The sequence below is a fragment of the Vibrio sp. Of7-15 genome, assembly GCF_022347565.1.
Classification (GTDB): Bacteria; Pseudomonadota; Gammaproteobacteria; order Enterobacterales; family Vibrionaceae; genus NORP241.
Genome location: NZ_JAKRGH010000008.1, coordinates 73,752 through 89,839, shown reverse-complemented (window position 1 = coordinate 89,839; position 16,088 = coordinate 73,752). Strand labels below are relative to the sequence as shown.

14 protein-coding genes are annotated in these 16,088 nt (G+C 41.0%); 6 read left to right on the top strand and 8 right to left on the bottom strand.

Annotation, left to right across the window (positions count from 1 at the left end; all coding sequences use genetic code 11):
* The 4 genes from urtD to urtA all read right to left on the bottom strand — a co-directional run bounded on the left by urtD (nucleotide 1) and on the right by urtA (nucleotide 4,961).
* On the bottom strand, nucleotides 1-837 hold the full coding sequence (gene urtD, locus MHO82_RS11015; protein WP_239183998.1) for an urea ABC transporter ATP-binding protein UrtD: 837 nt from the start codon (nucleotides 835-837) through the stop codon (nucleotides 1-3).
* The gene (urtC, locus tag MHO82_RS11010; RefSeq protein WP_239183997.1) at nucleotides 834-1,982 is read right to left on the bottom strand and encodes an urea ABC transporter permease subunit UrtC; all 1,149 of its coding nucleotides are present in this window, start codon (nucleotides 1,980-1,982) and stop codon (nucleotides 834-836) included. The genes urtD and urtC overlap by 4 nt, the downstream gene beginning before the upstream one ends.
* A gap of 9 nt (nucleotides 1,983-1,991) precedes the next feature.
* On the bottom strand, nucleotides 1,992-3,599 hold the full coding sequence (gene urtB, locus MHO82_RS11005; protein WP_239183996.1) for an urea ABC transporter permease subunit UrtB: 1,608 nt from the start codon (nucleotides 3,597-3,599) through the stop codon (nucleotides 1,992-1,994).
* 78 nt (nucleotides 3,600-3,677) lie between these two features.
* Complete coding sequence (gene urtA / locus MHO82_RS11000) at nucleotides 3,678-4,961, bottom strand: urea ABC transporter substrate-binding protein (protein WP_239183995.1); 1,284 nt, start codon at nucleotides 4,959-4,961, stop codon at nucleotides 3,678-3,680.
* 928 nt (nucleotides 4,962-5,889) lie between these two features.
* Here urtA and MHO82_RS10995 point away from each other — a divergent pair.
* The 4 genes from MHO82_RS10995 to MHO82_RS10980 all read left to right on the top strand — a co-directional run bounded on the left by MHO82_RS10995 (nucleotide 5,890) and on the right by MHO82_RS10980 (nucleotide 10,745).
* Complete coding sequence (locus MHO82_RS10995) at nucleotides 5,890-6,723, top strand: hypothetical protein (RefSeq protein WP_239183994.1); 834 nt, start codon at nucleotides 5,890-5,892, stop codon at nucleotides 6,721-6,723.
* 475 nt (nucleotides 6,724-7,198) lie between these two features.
* Nucleotides 7,199-8,317 carry a hypothetical protein gene (locus MHO82_RS10990; RefSeq protein ID WP_239183993.1) on the top strand — a complete coding sequence of 373 codons (1,119 nt, stop codon included), beginning with the start codon at nucleotides 7,199-7,201 and terminating at the stop codon, nucleotides 8,315-8,317.
* A complete protein-coding gene (locus MHO82_RS10985; protein WP_239183992.1) occupies nucleotides 8,317-8,796 on the top strand; it encodes a three component ABC system middle component in 480 nt (159 codons plus the stop codon). The genes MHO82_RS10990 and MHO82_RS10985 overlap by 1 nt, the downstream gene beginning before the upstream one ends.
* Nucleotides 8,793-10,745, top strand: a complete 1,953-nt coding sequence (locus MHO82_RS10980) for a DUF3732 domain-containing protein (RefSeq protein ID WP_239183991.1) — start codon at nucleotides 8,793-8,795, stop codon at nucleotides 10,743-10,745. Before MHO82_RS10985 ends, MHO82_RS10980 begins: the two co-directional genes overlap by 4 nt.
* Nucleotides 10,746-11,097: 352 nt before the next feature.
* Here the strand turns inward: MHO82_RS10980 and MHO82_RS10975 are convergent, their stop codons facing one another.
* Both MHO82_RS10975 and MHO82_RS10970 read right to left on the bottom strand, forming a co-directional pair.
* Nucleotides 11,098-11,364: a RebB family R body protein gene (locus MHO82_RS10975; RefSeq protein ID WP_239183990.1), complete on the bottom strand. Its 267-nt coding sequence runs from the start codon at nucleotides 11,362-11,364 to the stop codon at nucleotides 11,098-11,100.
* 94 nt (nucleotides 11,365-11,458) lie between these two features.
* Complete coding sequence (locus MHO82_RS10970; protein WP_239183989.1) at nucleotides 11,459-11,731, bottom strand: RebB family R body protein; 273 nt, start codon at nucleotides 11,729-11,731, stop codon at nucleotides 11,459-11,461.
* 385 nt (nucleotides 11,732-12,116) lie between these two features.
* Here MHO82_RS10970 and MHO82_RS10965 point away from each other — a divergent pair, with 385 nt between their 5' ends.
* On the top strand, nucleotides 12,117-12,668 hold the full coding sequence (locus MHO82_RS10965; RefSeq protein ID WP_239183988.1) for a hypothetical protein: 552 nt from the start codon (nucleotides 12,117-12,119) through the stop codon (nucleotides 12,666-12,668).
* Nucleotides 12,669-12,671: 3 nt separating this feature from the next.
* Nucleotides 12,672-14,297, top strand: coding sequence for a hypothetical protein (locus MHO82_RS10960; RefSeq protein WP_239183987.1), 1,626 nt, complete (start codon nucleotides 12,672-12,674; stop codon nucleotides 14,295-14,297).
* A 54-nt stretch (nucleotides 14,298-14,351) separates the two neighbouring features.
* On the opposite strand, the gene MHO82_RS10955 is transcribed toward MHO82_RS10960, so the two are convergent.
* Nucleotides 14,352-15,113: a hypothetical protein gene (locus MHO82_RS10955; RefSeq protein WP_239183986.1), complete on the bottom strand. Its 762-nt coding sequence runs from the start codon at nucleotides 15,111-15,113 to the stop codon at nucleotides 14,352-14,354.
* A 277-nt stretch (nucleotides 15,114-15,390) separates the two neighbouring features.
* Nucleotides 15,391-15,966, bottom strand: a complete 576-nt coding sequence (locus MHO82_RS10950; RefSeq protein WP_239183985.1) for a sugar O-acetyltransferase — start codon at nucleotides 15,964-15,966, stop codon at nucleotides 15,391-15,393.
* Nucleotides 15,967-16,088: the final 122 nt, after the last annotated feature.

Below are 16,088 nucleotides of genomic sequence, written 5' to 3'. Positions count from 1 at the left end.
TTATTCTCCTAGGTATACCTGTTTAACTTGTGGATGCGCTTGTATGTCATCCATTGAGCCTTCAGCTAATACTTGGCCTTGATGTAACACCGTAACTTGACTGGCAATAGAGCGCACAAAATCCATGTCGTGCTCAACCACAACAACAGAATGCTGCCCTGCCAGTGAATTTAACAACTCGGCGGTTCTGTCCATTTCTTGGTGGGTCATGCCAGCAACTGGCTCATCGACTAATAACAATTTGGGGCTTTGCATCAACAACATGCCAATTTCCAGCCATTGCTTTTGACCGTGAGACAAGCTCCCCGCAAGCAAAGCGGCATGATTGTGCAATTGCGTTAACGCCAATACCGATTCAATTTTGTCTTTTTGCTCACCATTGAGTTTGGCCCGAAACGTTGCCCACACGCTTCTTGGCCCAGCCATAGCAAGCTCTAGGTTTTGCCACACGGTTAAACACCCAATCACAGTGGGCTTTTGAAACTTACGCCCAACACCAGCATTGGCAATGTCGGCTTCACTCATTTCCAGTAAATTAATATTGGAGCCCAACCACACTTCACCGCTATCCGGGCGAGTTTTGCCCGTAATGATGTCCATCATGGTGGTTTTACCCGCCCCATTAGGACCAATAATGCAGCGCAATTCCCCCTCTTTAATGTACAAATTCAGATCATCAATGGCTTTAAAACCATCAAACGACACCGAAACCCCTTCAAGGTACAGCAAAATATTATGAGACGTGTCCAATAGAGGGTGATGATGCGGTTTCATGAACTCAAACACTTCGTGGCGATTGGTTAACTCTTTTAAGTGAAACCCTTTCATGACCGTCATGATGATACTCCTTCCACTGCTTTATTAGACGATTGCTCCGATACGTGAGCTGATTTTCGCTTCACAAACCATCGACGATCACTGACAAAACCTGCGATCCCTTTGGGTAAATACATGGTGGATAAAACAAATAATCCGCCAAGTGCAAACAGCCACACCTCAGGAAATTCCACCGTAAACCAACTTTTGGCGTAGTTAATGAGTAACGCCCCCACAATGGCACCAAATAAAGTCGCTCGGCCCCCCAGTGCCACCCACACCACAATTTCAATGGAGTTTAATGGCGCAAACTCTCCCGGGTTGATGATCCCAACTTGCGGCACGTATAAAGCCCCCGCAACGCCTGCGATCACCGCCGACAAAACAAAAATCCATAATTTGATGCTGTCCACGTCGTAACCCATAAACCGAGTGCGAGATTCGGTGTCTCGAATGGCGATGGCTACGTTACCCAGCCTGCTAACGAGCACCATTTTGCAGATCAAATACGACACTACTAGGGCCAAAGAGGTACACACAAACAACGCAATTTTGGTGTTGTCGTGTTGCAAACTAAAGCCGACAATGTCTTTAAAATCGGTCAGGCCATTATTACCACCAAAGCCCATTTCATTGCGGAAAAAAGCCAGCATCAGCGCAAACGTCAGTGCTTGAGTCATAATGGACAAGTACACCCCTGAAACACGGGAGCGAAACGCCAAATAACCAAATACCCAAGCAAGAACACCCGGCACCAACACCACCATCAAACAGGCATACCAAAATTGATCAAAGCCATACCAAAACCAAGGCAATTCTTGCCAATTTAAAAACACCATAAAATCAGGTAATACCGGATGGCCATACACACCCCGCTCACCAATTTGACGCATTAAGTACATGCCCATGGCATAGCCACCAAGCGCAAAAAATGCCCCATGCCCTAAGCTTAAAATACCCAAGTAGCCCCACACTAAATCCACCGCTAACGCCAGCAAAGCGTAACTTAAATACTTACCCAGCAAGGAAATAGTAAAAGTATCCACATGCAGAAAGTGACTCTCAGGGAGCAGTAGATTCAAGCTGGGGATCAGCACAGTGATCAATAACCCCCCCCCCAGCAACCATTGGCCACCCTTGTCATTTTTCAATAATAATTTCAACATCGTGCCACCTTACCCCTCTGCTGCACGGCCCCGTTGCGGAAACAATCCACGGGGGCGCTTTTGAATAAACAAAATAATGAAGACCAGCACGAGAATTTTGGCCAATACCGCCCCTGCCCACGGCTCTAACACTTTATTAAAGATCCCCAAACTCAGACCCGCGACCAAAGTGCCCCACAAGTTACCGACACCACCAAACACCACCACCATGAACGAATCGATGATGTAACTTTGCCCCATGTTTGGCCCCACATTTGTCAGCTGAGAGAGCGCAACGCCAGCCACACCCGCAACACCGGAGCCGAGCCCGAACGTCAGTGCATCCACCCGTTGAGAGCGAATGCCCATGGCTCTGGCCATCTCACGGTTTTGAGAGACCGCACGCACCTGCAAACCCAAGGAAGTTTTCTTTAAAATCATCACAAGAGAAATGAACACCATGATACAAAACAGAATGATATAAAGACGGCTATAGGTCAGTGACAACATCGGATTGATTTCCAACGAGCCAGACATCCACTCCGGCGTACTCACCGAACGGTTGAGTGGGGAAAAAATCGAACGCACCGCCTGTTGCAAAATTAAACTCAAACCAAAAGTGGCAAGTAAAGTTTCAAGCGGTCGCCCATAAAGGTGACGGATCACCGTTCGTTCAATCAAAATACCCACCAAACCTGAAATAATAAACGCGGCAGGGATCGCAACAATCAACGAAGCACCAATGTAGTTCGGCATCAACTGCTGGATCACATAGGTTGTGTAGGCACCAATCATGATCAGCTCACCGTGTGCCATGTTAATCACCCCCATGACACCAAATGTAATGGCAAGCCCGATCCCCGCCACCACCAGTACTGAGCCTAAACTAAGCCCAAAAAAAGCCGTTTTGATCCCAGAATACACTTTCTGACTTTGTTCATATTTAAGTAACCCTTTCTCGGCTGCTTTTTGAATGTCAGGATCATTTGATTGCTGTTTCAACTTGGTTAACGTTTTAAAAACAACAGGATGCTTAGAATCACTTAATTGTTGAATCGCAATTAACTTAAGATCAGGATCATCGCCAAGCGCATCAAATACAGCAATGGCTAGGGCTAAATTCTTCTGAATGGCTGGATCTGGTTCACTTGCCACCAGCTGTTTCATTAACGTGATTAAGGCCGGATCCGTGTTACCGATTAAATTTTTTACCGCTTGATCACGAATGGCCACCTCGTTCGATCGCAGATCCATCTTGGCCAGCTGAGATCGTAGCTCTGATCGCAGCTTATTATTAATGCGTACCTTTTTAAACGCGCGCTTATTGTCAATCACCACGCTTTGTTTCTCGGCAAGGGAGACTGCCATTGATCCCACTTTCAACTGATCAATCACAAACAAACGCTGATCACTTTTTTGATAATACAAAGCCCCTTCTAGCCACGCCGATAAAAGCGTTTTACTAAAATCTGTATCCGGCTGCTGAGCAATCCACTCCATCGCTGCCAGTTTGTCATTATGGTTTTTTTGCAGCAAAATGTGCTGGGCATCTTGGTAAGATGACACCGCAGCGCTGCTCCAGCCCAGTATTGGTGACAGCATGAGCAGTAGAAAAAACACCAACCTTTTACATTGCATAGTTGAAAATCCATCTAAAACATCAAATCAGAAAGTAAGACGCTGGGCACCGAAATACCCAGCATGACTTAGTGACAATTAGTTGGTGCCGGAGCACTTATTGGTTGTGACATTAAAGCTGCCGCACGACATGGGTTTTAACCAACTGGAATACAGATCTTTAGAGCCGGGTAAAAAATCTGACCACGCATCCCCCATGACCAACCCATTGGTTTCCCACACCACATCGAACTGGCCATCATCTTGAATTTCACCAATCAGCACTGGTTTAGTAATGTGATGGTTTGGCAGCATGGTTGAGTAGCCACCGGATAGATTCGGCACCGTGACACCGATAATGGCTTCTTGAACTTTGGCAGGCTCAGTGCTTCCCGCGTTAGCCACCGCTTGCACCCACATATTAAACCCAATGTAATGGGCCTCCATTGGATCGTTCGTCACCCGTTTTTCACTTTTAATGAATTTTTGCCATTTTTCCACAAACTCGTCGTTGGCTTCGGTATCGACGCTCATGAAATAGTTCCACGCCGCCAAGTGGCCCACGAGTGGCGAGGTATCCATGCCGGAAAGCTCTTCTTCACCCACCGAGAAAGCCACCACAGGAATGTCTTCTGCCGACACCCCTTGAGCACCTAACTCTTTATAAAAAGGCACATTGGCATCACCGTTAATGGTGGAGACCACTGCGGTTTTCTTCCCTTCCGCACCAAAACGTTTGATATCCGAAACAATGGACTGCCAATCAGAATGGCCAAAAGGGGTATAACTGATCATGATATCGTTGGCTTGAACCCCCTTGCCTTTTAAATAGGCTTCAAGGATTTTGTTGGTGGTACGCGGATAAACGTAATCGGTGCCGGCCAGTACCCAACGCTCTACGTCCATTTCATTCATTAAGTAATCCACTGCTGGGATGGCTTGTTGATTGGGCGCAGCACCAGTGTAGAAGACATTTTTAGACGACTCTTCCCCTTCGTATTGAACCGGGTAAAACAGCAAACTATTTAACTCTTCAAATACGGGCAACATGGATTTACGTGATACCGATGTCCAGCCCCCAAACACCACATCCACTTTCTCTTTTTCGATCAATTCACGGGCTTTTTCAGCAAAAAGTGGCCAATCGGAGGCAGGATCCACCACCACCGCTTCAAGCTTTTTGCCTAACAAACCACCCCGTTTGTTTTGTTCATCCACCAGCATCAACACCGTGTCTTTCAACGTGGTTTCACTGATGGCCATGGTGCCCGATAATGAATGCAGTACCCCCACCTTAATAGTGTCTTCTGCTAAGGCTGAGGTAGAAAAAACGGCGGCGGTACTAAGTGCTAATAAGTTAAGTTTTAGTCGTTTGCTGTTCATTTTATCACTCCTTTTGTGAACCTAAGTAACAGTACAAAAAGAGTGCCAATGGAAAGAAACAAAAAAAGCTCACGTATCCAATTGTTTTTTAAGGTAAAAATATAAACTTCAATTTTGACATGAAGATCTGATGAATTTTTTTGCTACAACGTAGTGCATAACTCACCATGAATTTCACCAAAACAGTGAAGTGACTCGAATACACTAAATCTCCCCTTTAAGGCGACCATAAAATAGCTGCGCAATAGTCTTAATTATTTTTTAAAACACAAAAGCTACGGTGTCACTACTGAAAAAATAGCCGATATGATGCTCAAACCCATCGCCCAAAAAACCTTACCCAATGGCCCAGTTGACTTGCTCGGCTACCTGTTCTGAACAAACATCGACAAGTTAGCAGAAAGTTATCCACAGAAACGGTGCATAAGTCTGTTTATCACCGTATTCTTAAGCTGTTACGCCGCGCAAGTAAAATCACACGTCTTCGTCTGTCTAAAAACCAAAATGCAATCAAAATATAAAAAATAAGAATTACTTTACATTTATGACATCTAAAGTCCGAACCTGCATTCTTTACACAACATTAATTTGATGGCATTTAAGTCTCTTAATAAAGGAGCCTTTCTTTCTGTTTTTATTCTAAGCAAATAAATAATCACTCTCGCTTACCAAACAGACAGTGGTTATCCCCTACTAGAACTTTTCAGTAAACTAAGCTACCTAAAAACCCTCTACCTACGTTTTTAATCAACCTTCACTAACCATACACAAAATGGAACTTTGAGCTTTGTCATAAGTTCAGCAAATGAAAAGGATGACTGCTTCAATAATTCACTTAGATCTATTGCCAGTAAAAATATAAACAAGGTAGCATACGCAACTGTATGGTTCTTTCCTTCAAACCTTCTTATAACAGATTGAGAAAAATATGAATTTTAATAAAACGCTGCTGGCTGGGTTTCTTACATTAACGTTCAGTGCTGCAAGTTCAGCAACCGAATACACCAAAGTCGCAGACATTGACTTTAAAGATGAGAACTTCAAACAATGTGTGTTAGCACAAAACATTGAGCTAACAGTAGACATTAAAGAGCTGACTTGTCGCCAAGTAAAAGTCAGCCATGCTGATGAAATTCGCTACTTCCCAGCGCTGGAAGAACTTTGGTTACAAGGCTCTGAACTGACATCACTAGACACCAGCCACAATACCAACTTGTTAGATCTGTCCGTCACTAAAAGCCAAATTAGCGCATTGGATTTATCAAACAACACCAAGCTAACCCAATTGAATGTGAGCTTTAATAAACTCACCTCACTGGATTTAAAGAAAAATACGGAGCTAAACAACCTTGGAGTGGCCAGAAACCAACTTGAAACCTTGGATCTGAGCCATAACCCAAAACTCAAGTACCTATATGCTAAAGAAAATGCATTCACCACCTTAGATTTCAGCCACAACCCTGAATTACGAAACATTGGTTTAAATAGCAATAAACTTACTCATGTGAATGTGTCCAAAAACCCAAAGCTAAACAGCTTAGGTTTGATGTATAACCAAGTTGAACAGCTAGACGTGACTCACAATGCAAAACTTGAACAGCTGTACATTACCGACAACAAGCTAACCAAAGTGGACGTGAGCCAAAATCCAAAGCTAAGAAAGTTGTGGGCCACTGAAAACCCATTGGTTGAGTTAGACATTCAACACAACCCAAAACTCAACGATTACGAAGCCGACGAAGGTGTGAACATTAAGCAATAAATCGGTTAGGCATAAAGGAGGTACGATAAGTGGCCTCCTTTGTGTGGATTGGTCGCACGTAATCTACTCGTTTTTAAAGCATAGTCGGCTAATTAACTCGGTTTTGACCCAAAATGAGTTACACCTCCAAATCACACAATGATGCTGATGCCCAGTCAACTTTGATATACAAGAAGTAATAAGAGACAAAAGACAAGATCTGACCCCGTGAGTCTTAATAGCTTTTCCTTCAGTTGTGTGAAAATCGTACAAGAGTAACTTTTTTACAAAGTCTCATAACTACACAGCTCAATATTCAACAGATTTTACTTGCATTAATGGTGTATTTGTACACAATTAACCCTTTATAAACGTATGATAATTATCGTGATTTTATTTGCTTCGACCAGGTATGGTGGTGAAATCGGTTTCGAGAATATAACGAGATTGCGAGTTTTTCCCAGTGCACGAAGTAAATCTAGGAGTAATCGACAGGATGACAGAAGGTTTTGCCAACAACGCTACACCAAAGTATTTAGGTTATGTTTACCAAGTCTTAATCGCCATTGAGAAGTGCTTTGATGCAAAACCCAATGAGACTATCTGGATAGAGTGCTTTGGGGATATCTATGATGGTAAGACATTCACAGAGGTAAAACACCATCTAGAAGAACATAACTTAGCTAGTAACTCAAAAGATTTCTGGAACACTTTGAAGAACTTGGTGGTTGAAGACTCCTCTATGTTTGAGCAAATTGTGTTACACACGACATCTTTCATTTCCGAGAGATCAATATTTCATGGTTGGAACACACGAAGTGCCCATGAAAAATTCAACATCGTAAAGTCTCACGTACCATCATCTTCGATTAAGCCTCTCTATGAAAAAATTTTTGAAGATGCATCGGATGCCGAACTATTGAGCATATTGTCTAGATTTACAATTGATCAATCTCGAGAACATGTAGAAGAGAAATGGAAGAGCTTATTGGAAGCTCGCAAATTGAAGTGCGTGTTAGAGCCATACAGAGAAAACATTTTCCATTGGATATACTCATACGTTAATAAAAATGCAATCGTAGGCCACCGACATTGGAAGGTTAATATCAATGATTTTGATGATGCTTTTCAGTTTCAAGTTAACAGATGGAGTGGAGATAGCATTCCTTTTCCTGTAGACCGCACAGAGTATGACACGGAGCAGCAGCATGCTGACAATTACTTGTTTTTATTAGAGTATAGAGATATTGGTTTGAAAGGCAGGGATAGAGGTGTTGCTCTCAATGATTACTTCAAAGCTAAAAACAGTGAAGAGAGCCTTGTAGATCTTAAACCAGACATTATGCCCGAAATTATTGATAACTATTTAGTAGATGCAGTAGAGAAAGCTACAGGGTATAAAAGACAATATTCTTATGAAATAGGTTATGAAGATTTAGGTACATCTAAATCTAACAAGGCAGCTCGTGAAGCATATTTTGAATTTCATAATAGTTCGGTGTTAGAAGTGCCTGAGGTAAGTGGTTCGAAACCTTACTTCATGAGAGGTAAAGTACACGAGGCTATTAATAACACCTCTTATACTTGGAAATATAATGAAGAGGATGTTGACTAATGAATCCTCAGGTTATTAGAGATTTGAAGTATTCTCCCTCTTTTGTCGCTGAAATTCTATACTCATTTATTGAAGGAGCTAGACGAATTGATAAACGAGGCGCAAAGTTTGAGTTGATTTATCTTGTTATTCCTTTTGTTATGGATGATGTTTTAAGGAGGAAACTGAGTAGGTCTAATGCTAGTAGTACATTTCAAACTGCATTCCTAAAAGATGATGAAATTAAAGAACGGTTGTTTTTTATAAATGATAAAGTTCAATACTCAAAGTCTGTGACAAATTATGGGGTAATCTACCTCAATTCAATTTGTGAAACTATAATTGATTCTTTCATTTTGAATGGAAATAATTTAGAAAAAACATCAATAACAAATGACTATAAAAAAGAGTTTCTAAAGGCATCTTATAACTTAGGTGTTATTTTTGCAAAAGAAGGATATGTTAATGTTCTTCTTAAATCTAGGGTCACAAATATATGAAAGCTTTTTTAAGAAATATAATTCTCATTGGTCATGATGGTTATTTGAAACGTCTTGGATTTGATCGAGGGTTAAACATAATAACAGGTGACTCTAAAACAGGGAAAAGTGCTTTAATCGAGATTGTAGATTTTTGTTTGTTTTCAAAGCGCTCTACAATCCCTGTGGGAAAAGTTACTGATTTTACAGATATATTCTGTTGTGTATTTGAACACAACAATAAAAAGATAATCATTGGACGCTCAAATAATCAACCAACAAAGTGTTATTTTTCTGTTGAATATTCGGCTGATTTCAATGTTGATAATGAAATTAACTCTAACTATTTTAAGTCCAAAAATACTAGAACTAGATCAGAGGTTCAAAAGGACTTCGAAGAGCACTTAGGATTATCGGTTGAAGATACATCATTAAATGATGATAACGATTATAAACTTAAGAAAGGGAAAGTTTCAATTCGGAATGCTACTTCACTATTCTTTCAGCATCAAAATTTAATAGCTAATAAACATAGTTTGTTTTATAGGTTTGATAACTTCATTAAAAGTAGAACAGTAATTGATCAGTTCCCTATATTTATGGGCTGGGTTGATAGCAGATACTACAGATTGAAGAAAAGATCTGAAGATTTAGAAAAGCAAATAAAGAAGATAGAGACAGAAGAAAAGAAAGCTCTGCTAGGTATTCAAGAAAAAAGAGAAAAATTACTTATACCAATTAGGCAGTATTATAGAGTTTTAAATCTTAAATTTTTGGATGAAGATGCATCACTAGAAAAGCTGAAATATTTAGCGAGAAACCTGCCTCCTGTACCATTGAATGCAGAGCAAAATGTTGATTTCAATAAGCAGCTAAATGCCTTAGAGAAAGCAAAAGATAAAGAGCTAACGTCTTTATATGAATGTAATCAATTGATAAGTCTCATTGAGGTAAACGAGGAGGAGTCAATAGATTACTCCAACTCGATGGCACGCCTTGCAGAGGTATCGCAAGATGAACCTGTATCTAAAAACAGTGTTAGTTGCCCGTTATGTAGCACACCAGTAACCAGTGTTGCTTCTAAAGTGGAAGAGGTTAAGCGCTCTAGAGCGTTACTTCTTGATGAACTGTCCCGAATTGGTAATTACAAACAGGACAGCTCTAAGTCTCTTAACTCATTACTTTTAAAGCGAGACAAGCAAAAACAGGTCGTAGCTAATATAGAGAATGAAATAAGGCAATTAAGGAGATTATTTAGAGTTAAAAATAATCTAGATATAAGGGACTCACTAAATAATATTCGAGGGAGAATAGAGAACACCTTAGAGTTCTTTATTGAAGGGCAAAAGTTAGAAAAATCTAACCACGGCCTTTCAACTATGAAAGAGGAATTAGAAACCTGTATCGGACTGATTCGAGGCTATGGTATTGAACATAAATTTTCCGAGGCTAATGCTCTTATCAATGAGACAATGAATGAGCTTAAAAAAGACTTAGATTTTGAAGATGATTTACGAAATGGTGAAATGAAATTCAAAACAGAAGATTTCACATTCGCTTATTACTTTAAAAAACAAGAAATACTACTATCAGAAATGGGTAGTGGTGCGAACTGGTTAGCTTGTCATCTAGCGGTTTTCTTGTCAATTTTAAAACTAACCTCAAGCTCTAACTCTGTAATACCAGCAATATTATTTCTAGATCAACCTAGTCAGGTATACTTTCCAAAAGTAACTAGAAGATTTTCTTCTAATAATAAACAAGAGTTATTGGGTGACGATGAAGTGGATGAGAATATTAAACAAGTAATAAATATATTCAAGGTTTTTGAGCGGTTCTTAAATGAACTTGAAAGAGATCCAAAAATTGGATTTAAACCACAGATTATAGTTTTAGAACATGCAGATGAACCTGAGTTTGATCAGTATGTTAGATATAGATGGTCTTCAAATGGTCAAAAGTTGATATAATATCATAGCAAATTTTGACCTTAAAATTAACTGAGACAAAGGCTAACAATGCTCGGGGTCAGGTCTTTATTTATGCCCTAGCAAAATTGATCTGAGAGTCCGACATTCACCAATGTCCAACAGTGTGTCAAAAAAATCTTTCCTGACACACTCATATCCATCCTCTTTTGTGGTTTTGGGCAGTGGGTAAGATTCTGAAAAAGAAGCCTACCCTCTCCCTTTATTGGCTTTTACCTACCTATTCATTCTCATGAATCATCTTAGTTAACTTAGCGAGTTCCGCCACACTACGAATCAGGTAGCACATCTGTATTCACAACAGAATTAGCCAATATCACCATAACTAACCGCCTTAGCGATAGATTCGCTCTGAGCCGACAGCAGCTGATGCGACATCCATAGCAAACATGGTGTTTACACCTTGAACCAATGCAGCTTGTGCCGTTATTCCATTGTTCTGCTGGCCCGTAGTTGCATTATGCGCTGCATTCGATAGAGCCTGGCTTGTCGCTAACATAAAGTTACCTGTTGCCACTGCTGGCGCGTCACCCAGAACTTTTGTGTTTACTTGTGAAACTGAATCTGTAATTTGACTGTTTACTGCCGTTGGAAATGCCATAAAAAATTCCTTTTTTAAATATTTAATTAACATGACTAGCTAGCCACAAGTTTATCCAGCTATTGTACTGTAGAACCTTTAGTTCAATGCTTCGTTAAGCACTGCCCATGAATTTCTTCGTTGCCATAGCCGTGGGCGCGGTATCAATGGAGTACAAGGTTGTCACGCCCATGGTCGTCGCTGCTTGAGCGGTAATGGCCGCTTGTTGCTGCGCCATGGTTGCATTATGCGCTGCGTTACCTAGCGCTTGTGATGTGACTTGGAACAGGTTACCCATTGCCACTGCTGGCGCATCACCCAGAACTTTCTCGTTAACCTGTGTTACCGAATCGGTAACTTGATCGTTTACTGTCGTTGGAAATGCCATAAAAAATTCCTTTTTTAAATATTTAATTAACATGACTAGCTAGCCACAAGTTTGTCTGCCTATTGCATTGTAGAACCTTTAATCCAATGCTTCCTCAAACACTACCTATGATTTTCTTTGTTGCCATAGCCATAGATACGGTATCGCCAAAGTAAGGCTCTTAGTTAACATGAACCCAACTACTTTAGTAAGTTCACCATAACTGTCTCATGATAGGATTGTTAACTTTACGTAATGTACTGATAGTGTTGTTTATTTTTAAGACGCGGTAACTTTGAGTATCGTATTTCATCTAAAGTAAAAAGCGTTTTAACTTTCTATATATCGACAAGAGTACGACGTTCTGATAAATTCCGTCTTAAACAATCATTCATTGGAGAGGAACATGGCTGCACCATTGCTAATTCTAGGTTACCTAGCCGCAGGTTCTGCAATTTCTGGCGTCACAGCATGGATGTGTGGAGCGTTTGACGACGAAGAAGATACTCAAGCATTTAAGAATGGCCAGGCTCGTGGTGAGGCTGAATCTAAAGCCAAATATAAGGCTGATGTGGACGCTGCGAATGAAAACATGAGAAAGATGAAGAAAGAGAATGACTCATACAAGTTTTTCTTCAACAAAGGCATCGCATTGGTTGCTCTTGGGGCATCAGCTGCTACGTGTAATGGTGGCGGTATCGAAAAAGAACAAGTCCGAGAAATCCTAGAGTTCGTTGGAGGGCTATGTTCCGAGTCATACCCGAATGAAGTTCAAAAGCAAATGGCGTCATTCATTATTAATCCTCCTTCACTAGAACAAGCAATTTCTTTAGTGAAAAGTGCTGGCAATGTCACTGAAGAAGAATGTTTGGAAATGATTGATTGTATGATTACATTCCATGGTAACCCAACGAAAAATCAAGTTGCATTTCGCAAAAAATGGATTGAAAAGGCGTAGGTTATGAGTTTTAAAGATCGTAAGAAAAGTCGTCAACTTCGTTTACAAGGTTCCACTGATTTAATGCCTTCTGTAGAGTTCGTTGAAGTTAACCATTCCGATGGCTCATTGTTAAGCGAACACGAAATTCTAGTTCCGAATTATGCAGACGCTGAATTACTTTTGAGTGAGTTAGAAGAAAAATTCCACAAAAATAGCCTTCAGAATTTGTTAAATACCGCTCGCACTCAAACTATCAATTCTATTGTTCCTCTTGGATTAGGTTCGAAGTTAGCAGAACAAGATAAGTTAGGTGGTAATGTTGATACCACACATAATGCACGTGAAGGTGTGTATGCGACCCCAGAAGCAAAAATTCGTTATGACGAACGTCCTGAGTACATTTCAAAAGAGTATCACCATGGCAATGCGTCATACAATGACATGCAACGTGAAGGCTCACAGCGTGTCAATAAAGGTACATTAGTCGATGAATCTAATGGCTCGGTATTCACTGTTAACAGTAGCGGTAAAGCCGATAAAAATTTAGACCACGTAGTTTCTTCACATAAAGTACATAATGATCGTGGTGCTAATTTAGCTGCCCTAAATACTGCAGATTTAGCCAACATTGAAGAGAACTTAAAATTCATTAATTCCTCCGTCAATAAATCGAAATCGGACATGACTATGGATGAGTACTTAGATGTATTACCGAGTCGAATTTCTTCTAAGAAAGACCGAATTAGTGAACTTAAAGCAAAAGCATCGCTTTCTATTCAAGAACAAAACGAATTAAAGAATGCTGAAAACTATGTCCAGCAAGCGGAAAAGGTTGATGTTGAGAAAATGAAAAATCTCGACCAAGATGCCCGTGATGCGATCAATAAAAAAGTCGATGACACTTATTACAAATCTAAAGAGTTCGCTAAAAATAGTGCCATTTCGGCGGGTAAAGCTTCATTAAAGATGGGACTTAGTGCTGCCTTTGCTGAGTTTCTTTCAAAATTCTTAAATGATTTATTCGATGAAATTCAAGATTGTTACCATAAAGGCAAAGAAACCGATTCAATGATGGCCGAATTAAAAGTTCGCCTTAACCGTTTGGTGACTAAATCAGCTCAGAACTGGCAGAAGGTTGCCGAAGCATTTATGGTGGGCTCTATATCTGGGTTTCTATCTGAATTGGTCGCCATTTTACTTAACATGTTCTTCACTACGTCGAAGCGTGTTGTTACCTGCATTCGTGAAGGTGGTCGTTCTCTACTACAAGCACTAAAGTTCGCCATGTTCCCACCCGACAATATTTCACGTCAAGAAGCCATGCATGAAGCATCAAAGATTTTAGCTTCAGGTGTGGTTGTTACTGGGGGGATTATTCTTGAAGAAGTTATCGAGAAGTTGGTTGTAACTACCTTGCCATTTCTTACACCGATTTCTGGTATCGTCTCAGGTATCTTGACAGGTGCCTTAGTAGCAATAACATCGTGTTTGGCAGTTTACTTACTTGATAAGGCTGACCTGTTAGGTGCAATCAAAGAACGTCGTCATCAGTTTGTAAACAGTGAAGTCGACTCGCTGTTATCAGGGTCTCTCTCCGAAAATCGTACTCTAGCAGGTATTAAAGAGATCGCTGTGTTGTCTAATTAACTCAGTTTCACCCAAAGTGAGTTTCGCCATCAATACATTGCCAACGTCTGGACTCTAATACTTCTTAGGCTTGCTAAGGAGCGAAGTTATGGCGTATCCATCTATAGGGATACGCATCATCAAACGCCTACAACTTACTGACCACAGCAGTCCCAGTCCGACGAGGAAAATGAGCATAGAGTTTGGCTCGGAGACTATTATAGCTCGAACATACGCGACGCCCGTATTTTCAACGACGCCAGTAAACTCCTCAAAATGACTGCTTATCCTTGAGTAGCCGTCAAAATCGATCACACTGATCCCAATGTTTCGAGAGTAATCATCAACGGAGTCTGCAATGTTGTGGAGCCAAGTATCGGAAGATAAATTAAACGTCTGATTGAATCGGGCACCAGACACTTGAGATGGCTCAGGATCAGTGGAGATCCCAAAACGGGTAGTACCAAACATCAATGTAAAGACAAACTCAGGGTCGGTAAGTAATTCGGTCGAGTTATAGAGGTTCGTGGCAGTTTGTCCCGTAAGGGGGTTACTATCCCAATCATTGCGCCCCCCTAATCCGAATGCATTGAACAGGTTGCTAATGTCAGTATTGTCGGCAATACGCCACCCACCTCCCTCGATGCTGTCTTTGAGGCTTTGTGCGTCACTCGCTGATACCCCCACAGTTCTATCCCACTGAAGCCACTCAAGGCCTTGACCTTTGACAATGTCAGTATTGGTGTCGTGGGTATAACCATTAAAGACAATGAACGACGCGCTGGCGCTCCATGACAGCATGATGGGCAAAACAAATAGACCAAGTAATCGGCACATTCACTTTTCACCGTGGATTTGTGAGTTTGAAACTCAGCAAGCAAATACCATTCCGTGCTTAAACCACGCATATAAACAGTCATTTACTAAAGTCTGGTGATTTTGGTTGTAAATAAAGCTGACAGTTATAGTTACCTAACCAAGCTTTGACTGTTAGAGCTAGCTACCATCACTCGCCTTCGTACAACTGTGTGTCAGAAACAGCTTTCCTGACACACTGACATTACTTTGTAACTATGGGCAGTGCATAAAACTCTGAGGGGCCTACCCTCCCTTCTTATTGGCTCTTACGCCCCTGTTCATTTTCATGAATCTTCCTGATCAACTTAGCGGGTGTGCCGCCATACAATGAATCTGGCGGCACATCGGTATTTACGACGGAATTAGCCGCAATCACCGATCGCGCACCAATCGTCACACCTTGGTTAATCACCACATTGCCGCCGATCCACACATCATCTTCAATATTAATCGGCGCACAAATGGTTTCCCAATTACGGCGCTCTAGGTAGTTCAAATCGTGGCTAGCACAATAAAGCTGGGTGTTCGGGCCAATCAGCACATTATTGCCAATGGTAATTTTAGCGCCGTCCAACATGGTGACGTTCATGTTGATGAAGGTCTTTTCACCAATCGAGATGGTCTTGCCGAACTCGCAATAAAATGGAGATCGAATAATACTGGAAGCAGGCATATTACCCATTAACTGTTGAAACAGCTCACTGCGTTGAGAGTCATCTGTATTTTGGTTAATGGCCTGCAATAAGTTCGAAGCATTTTGACGGATATGGTTAATACAGTCTGCGCCGCCATCAAAATCTTTACCTGCAAGCATTTTTTCGAATTCAGTCATGTTGCCTCTCAACTAATTATAGATAGGTTTATTGCGGCAGAATTGTATCACTTGCAGTGCCATCTGTTCATTACCGAATGAGATAATAATTACCTGCGCTTTTCAATAAAAAAGCCGAGTTA

What these genes read in the sequence shown, in the direction of transcription:
- urtD (WP_239183998.1), bottom strand. Translation starts at nt 837, where the DNA reads ATGACGGTCATGAAAGGGTTTCACTTAAAAGAGTTAACCAATCGCCAC.
- urtC (WP_239183997.1), bottom strand. Translation starts at nt 1,982, where the DNA reads ATGTTGAAATTATTATTGAAAAATGACAAGGGTGGCCAATGGTTGCTG.
- urtB (WP_239183996.1), bottom strand. Translation starts at nt 3,599, where the DNA reads ATGCAATGTAAAAGGTTGGTGTTTTTTCTACTGCTCATGCTGTCACCA.
- urtA (WP_239183995.1), bottom strand. Translation starts at nt 4,961, where the DNA reads ATGAACAGCAAACGACTAAAACTTAACTTATTAGCACTTAGTACCGCC.
- MHO82_RS10995 (WP_239183994.1), top strand. Translation starts at nt 5,890, where the DNA reads ATGAATTTTAATAAAACGCTGCTGGCTGGGTTTCTTACATTAACGTTC.
- MHO82_RS10990 (WP_239183993.1), top strand. Translation starts at nt 7,199, where the DNA reads ATGACAGAAGGTTTTGCCAACAACGCTACACCAAAGTATTTAGGTTAT.
- MHO82_RS10985 (WP_239183992.1), top strand. Translation starts at nt 8,317, where the DNA reads ATGAATCCTCAGGTTATTAGAGATTTGAAGTATTCTCCCTCTTTTGTC.
- MHO82_RS10980 (WP_239183991.1), top strand. Translation starts at nt 8,793, where the DNA reads ATGAAAGCTTTTTTAAGAAATATAATTCTCATTGGTCATGATGGTTAT.
- MHO82_RS10975 (WP_239183990.1), bottom strand. Translation starts at nt 11,364, where the DNA reads ATGGCATTTCCAACGGCAGTAAACAGTCAAATTACAGATTCAGTTTCA.
- MHO82_RS10970 (WP_239183989.1), bottom strand. Translation starts at nt 11,731, where the DNA reads ATGGCATTTCCAACGACAGTAAACGATCAAGTTACCGATTCGGTAACA.
- MHO82_RS10965 (WP_239183988.1), top strand. Translation starts at nt 12,117, where the DNA reads ATGGCTGCACCATTGCTAATTCTAGGTTACCTAGCCGCAGGTTCTGCA.
- MHO82_RS10960 (WP_239183987.1), top strand. Translation starts at nt 12,672, where the DNA reads ATGAGTTTTAAAGATCGTAAGAAAAGTCGTCAACTTCGTTTACAAGGT.
- MHO82_RS10955 (WP_239183986.1), bottom strand. Translation starts at nt 15,113, where the DNA reads ATGTGCCGATTACTTGGTCTATTTGTTTTGCCCATCATGCTGTCATGG.
- MHO82_RS10950 (WP_239183985.1), bottom strand. Translation starts at nt 15,966, where the DNA reads ATGACTGAATTCGAAAAAATGCTTGCAGGTAAAGATTTTGATGGCGGC.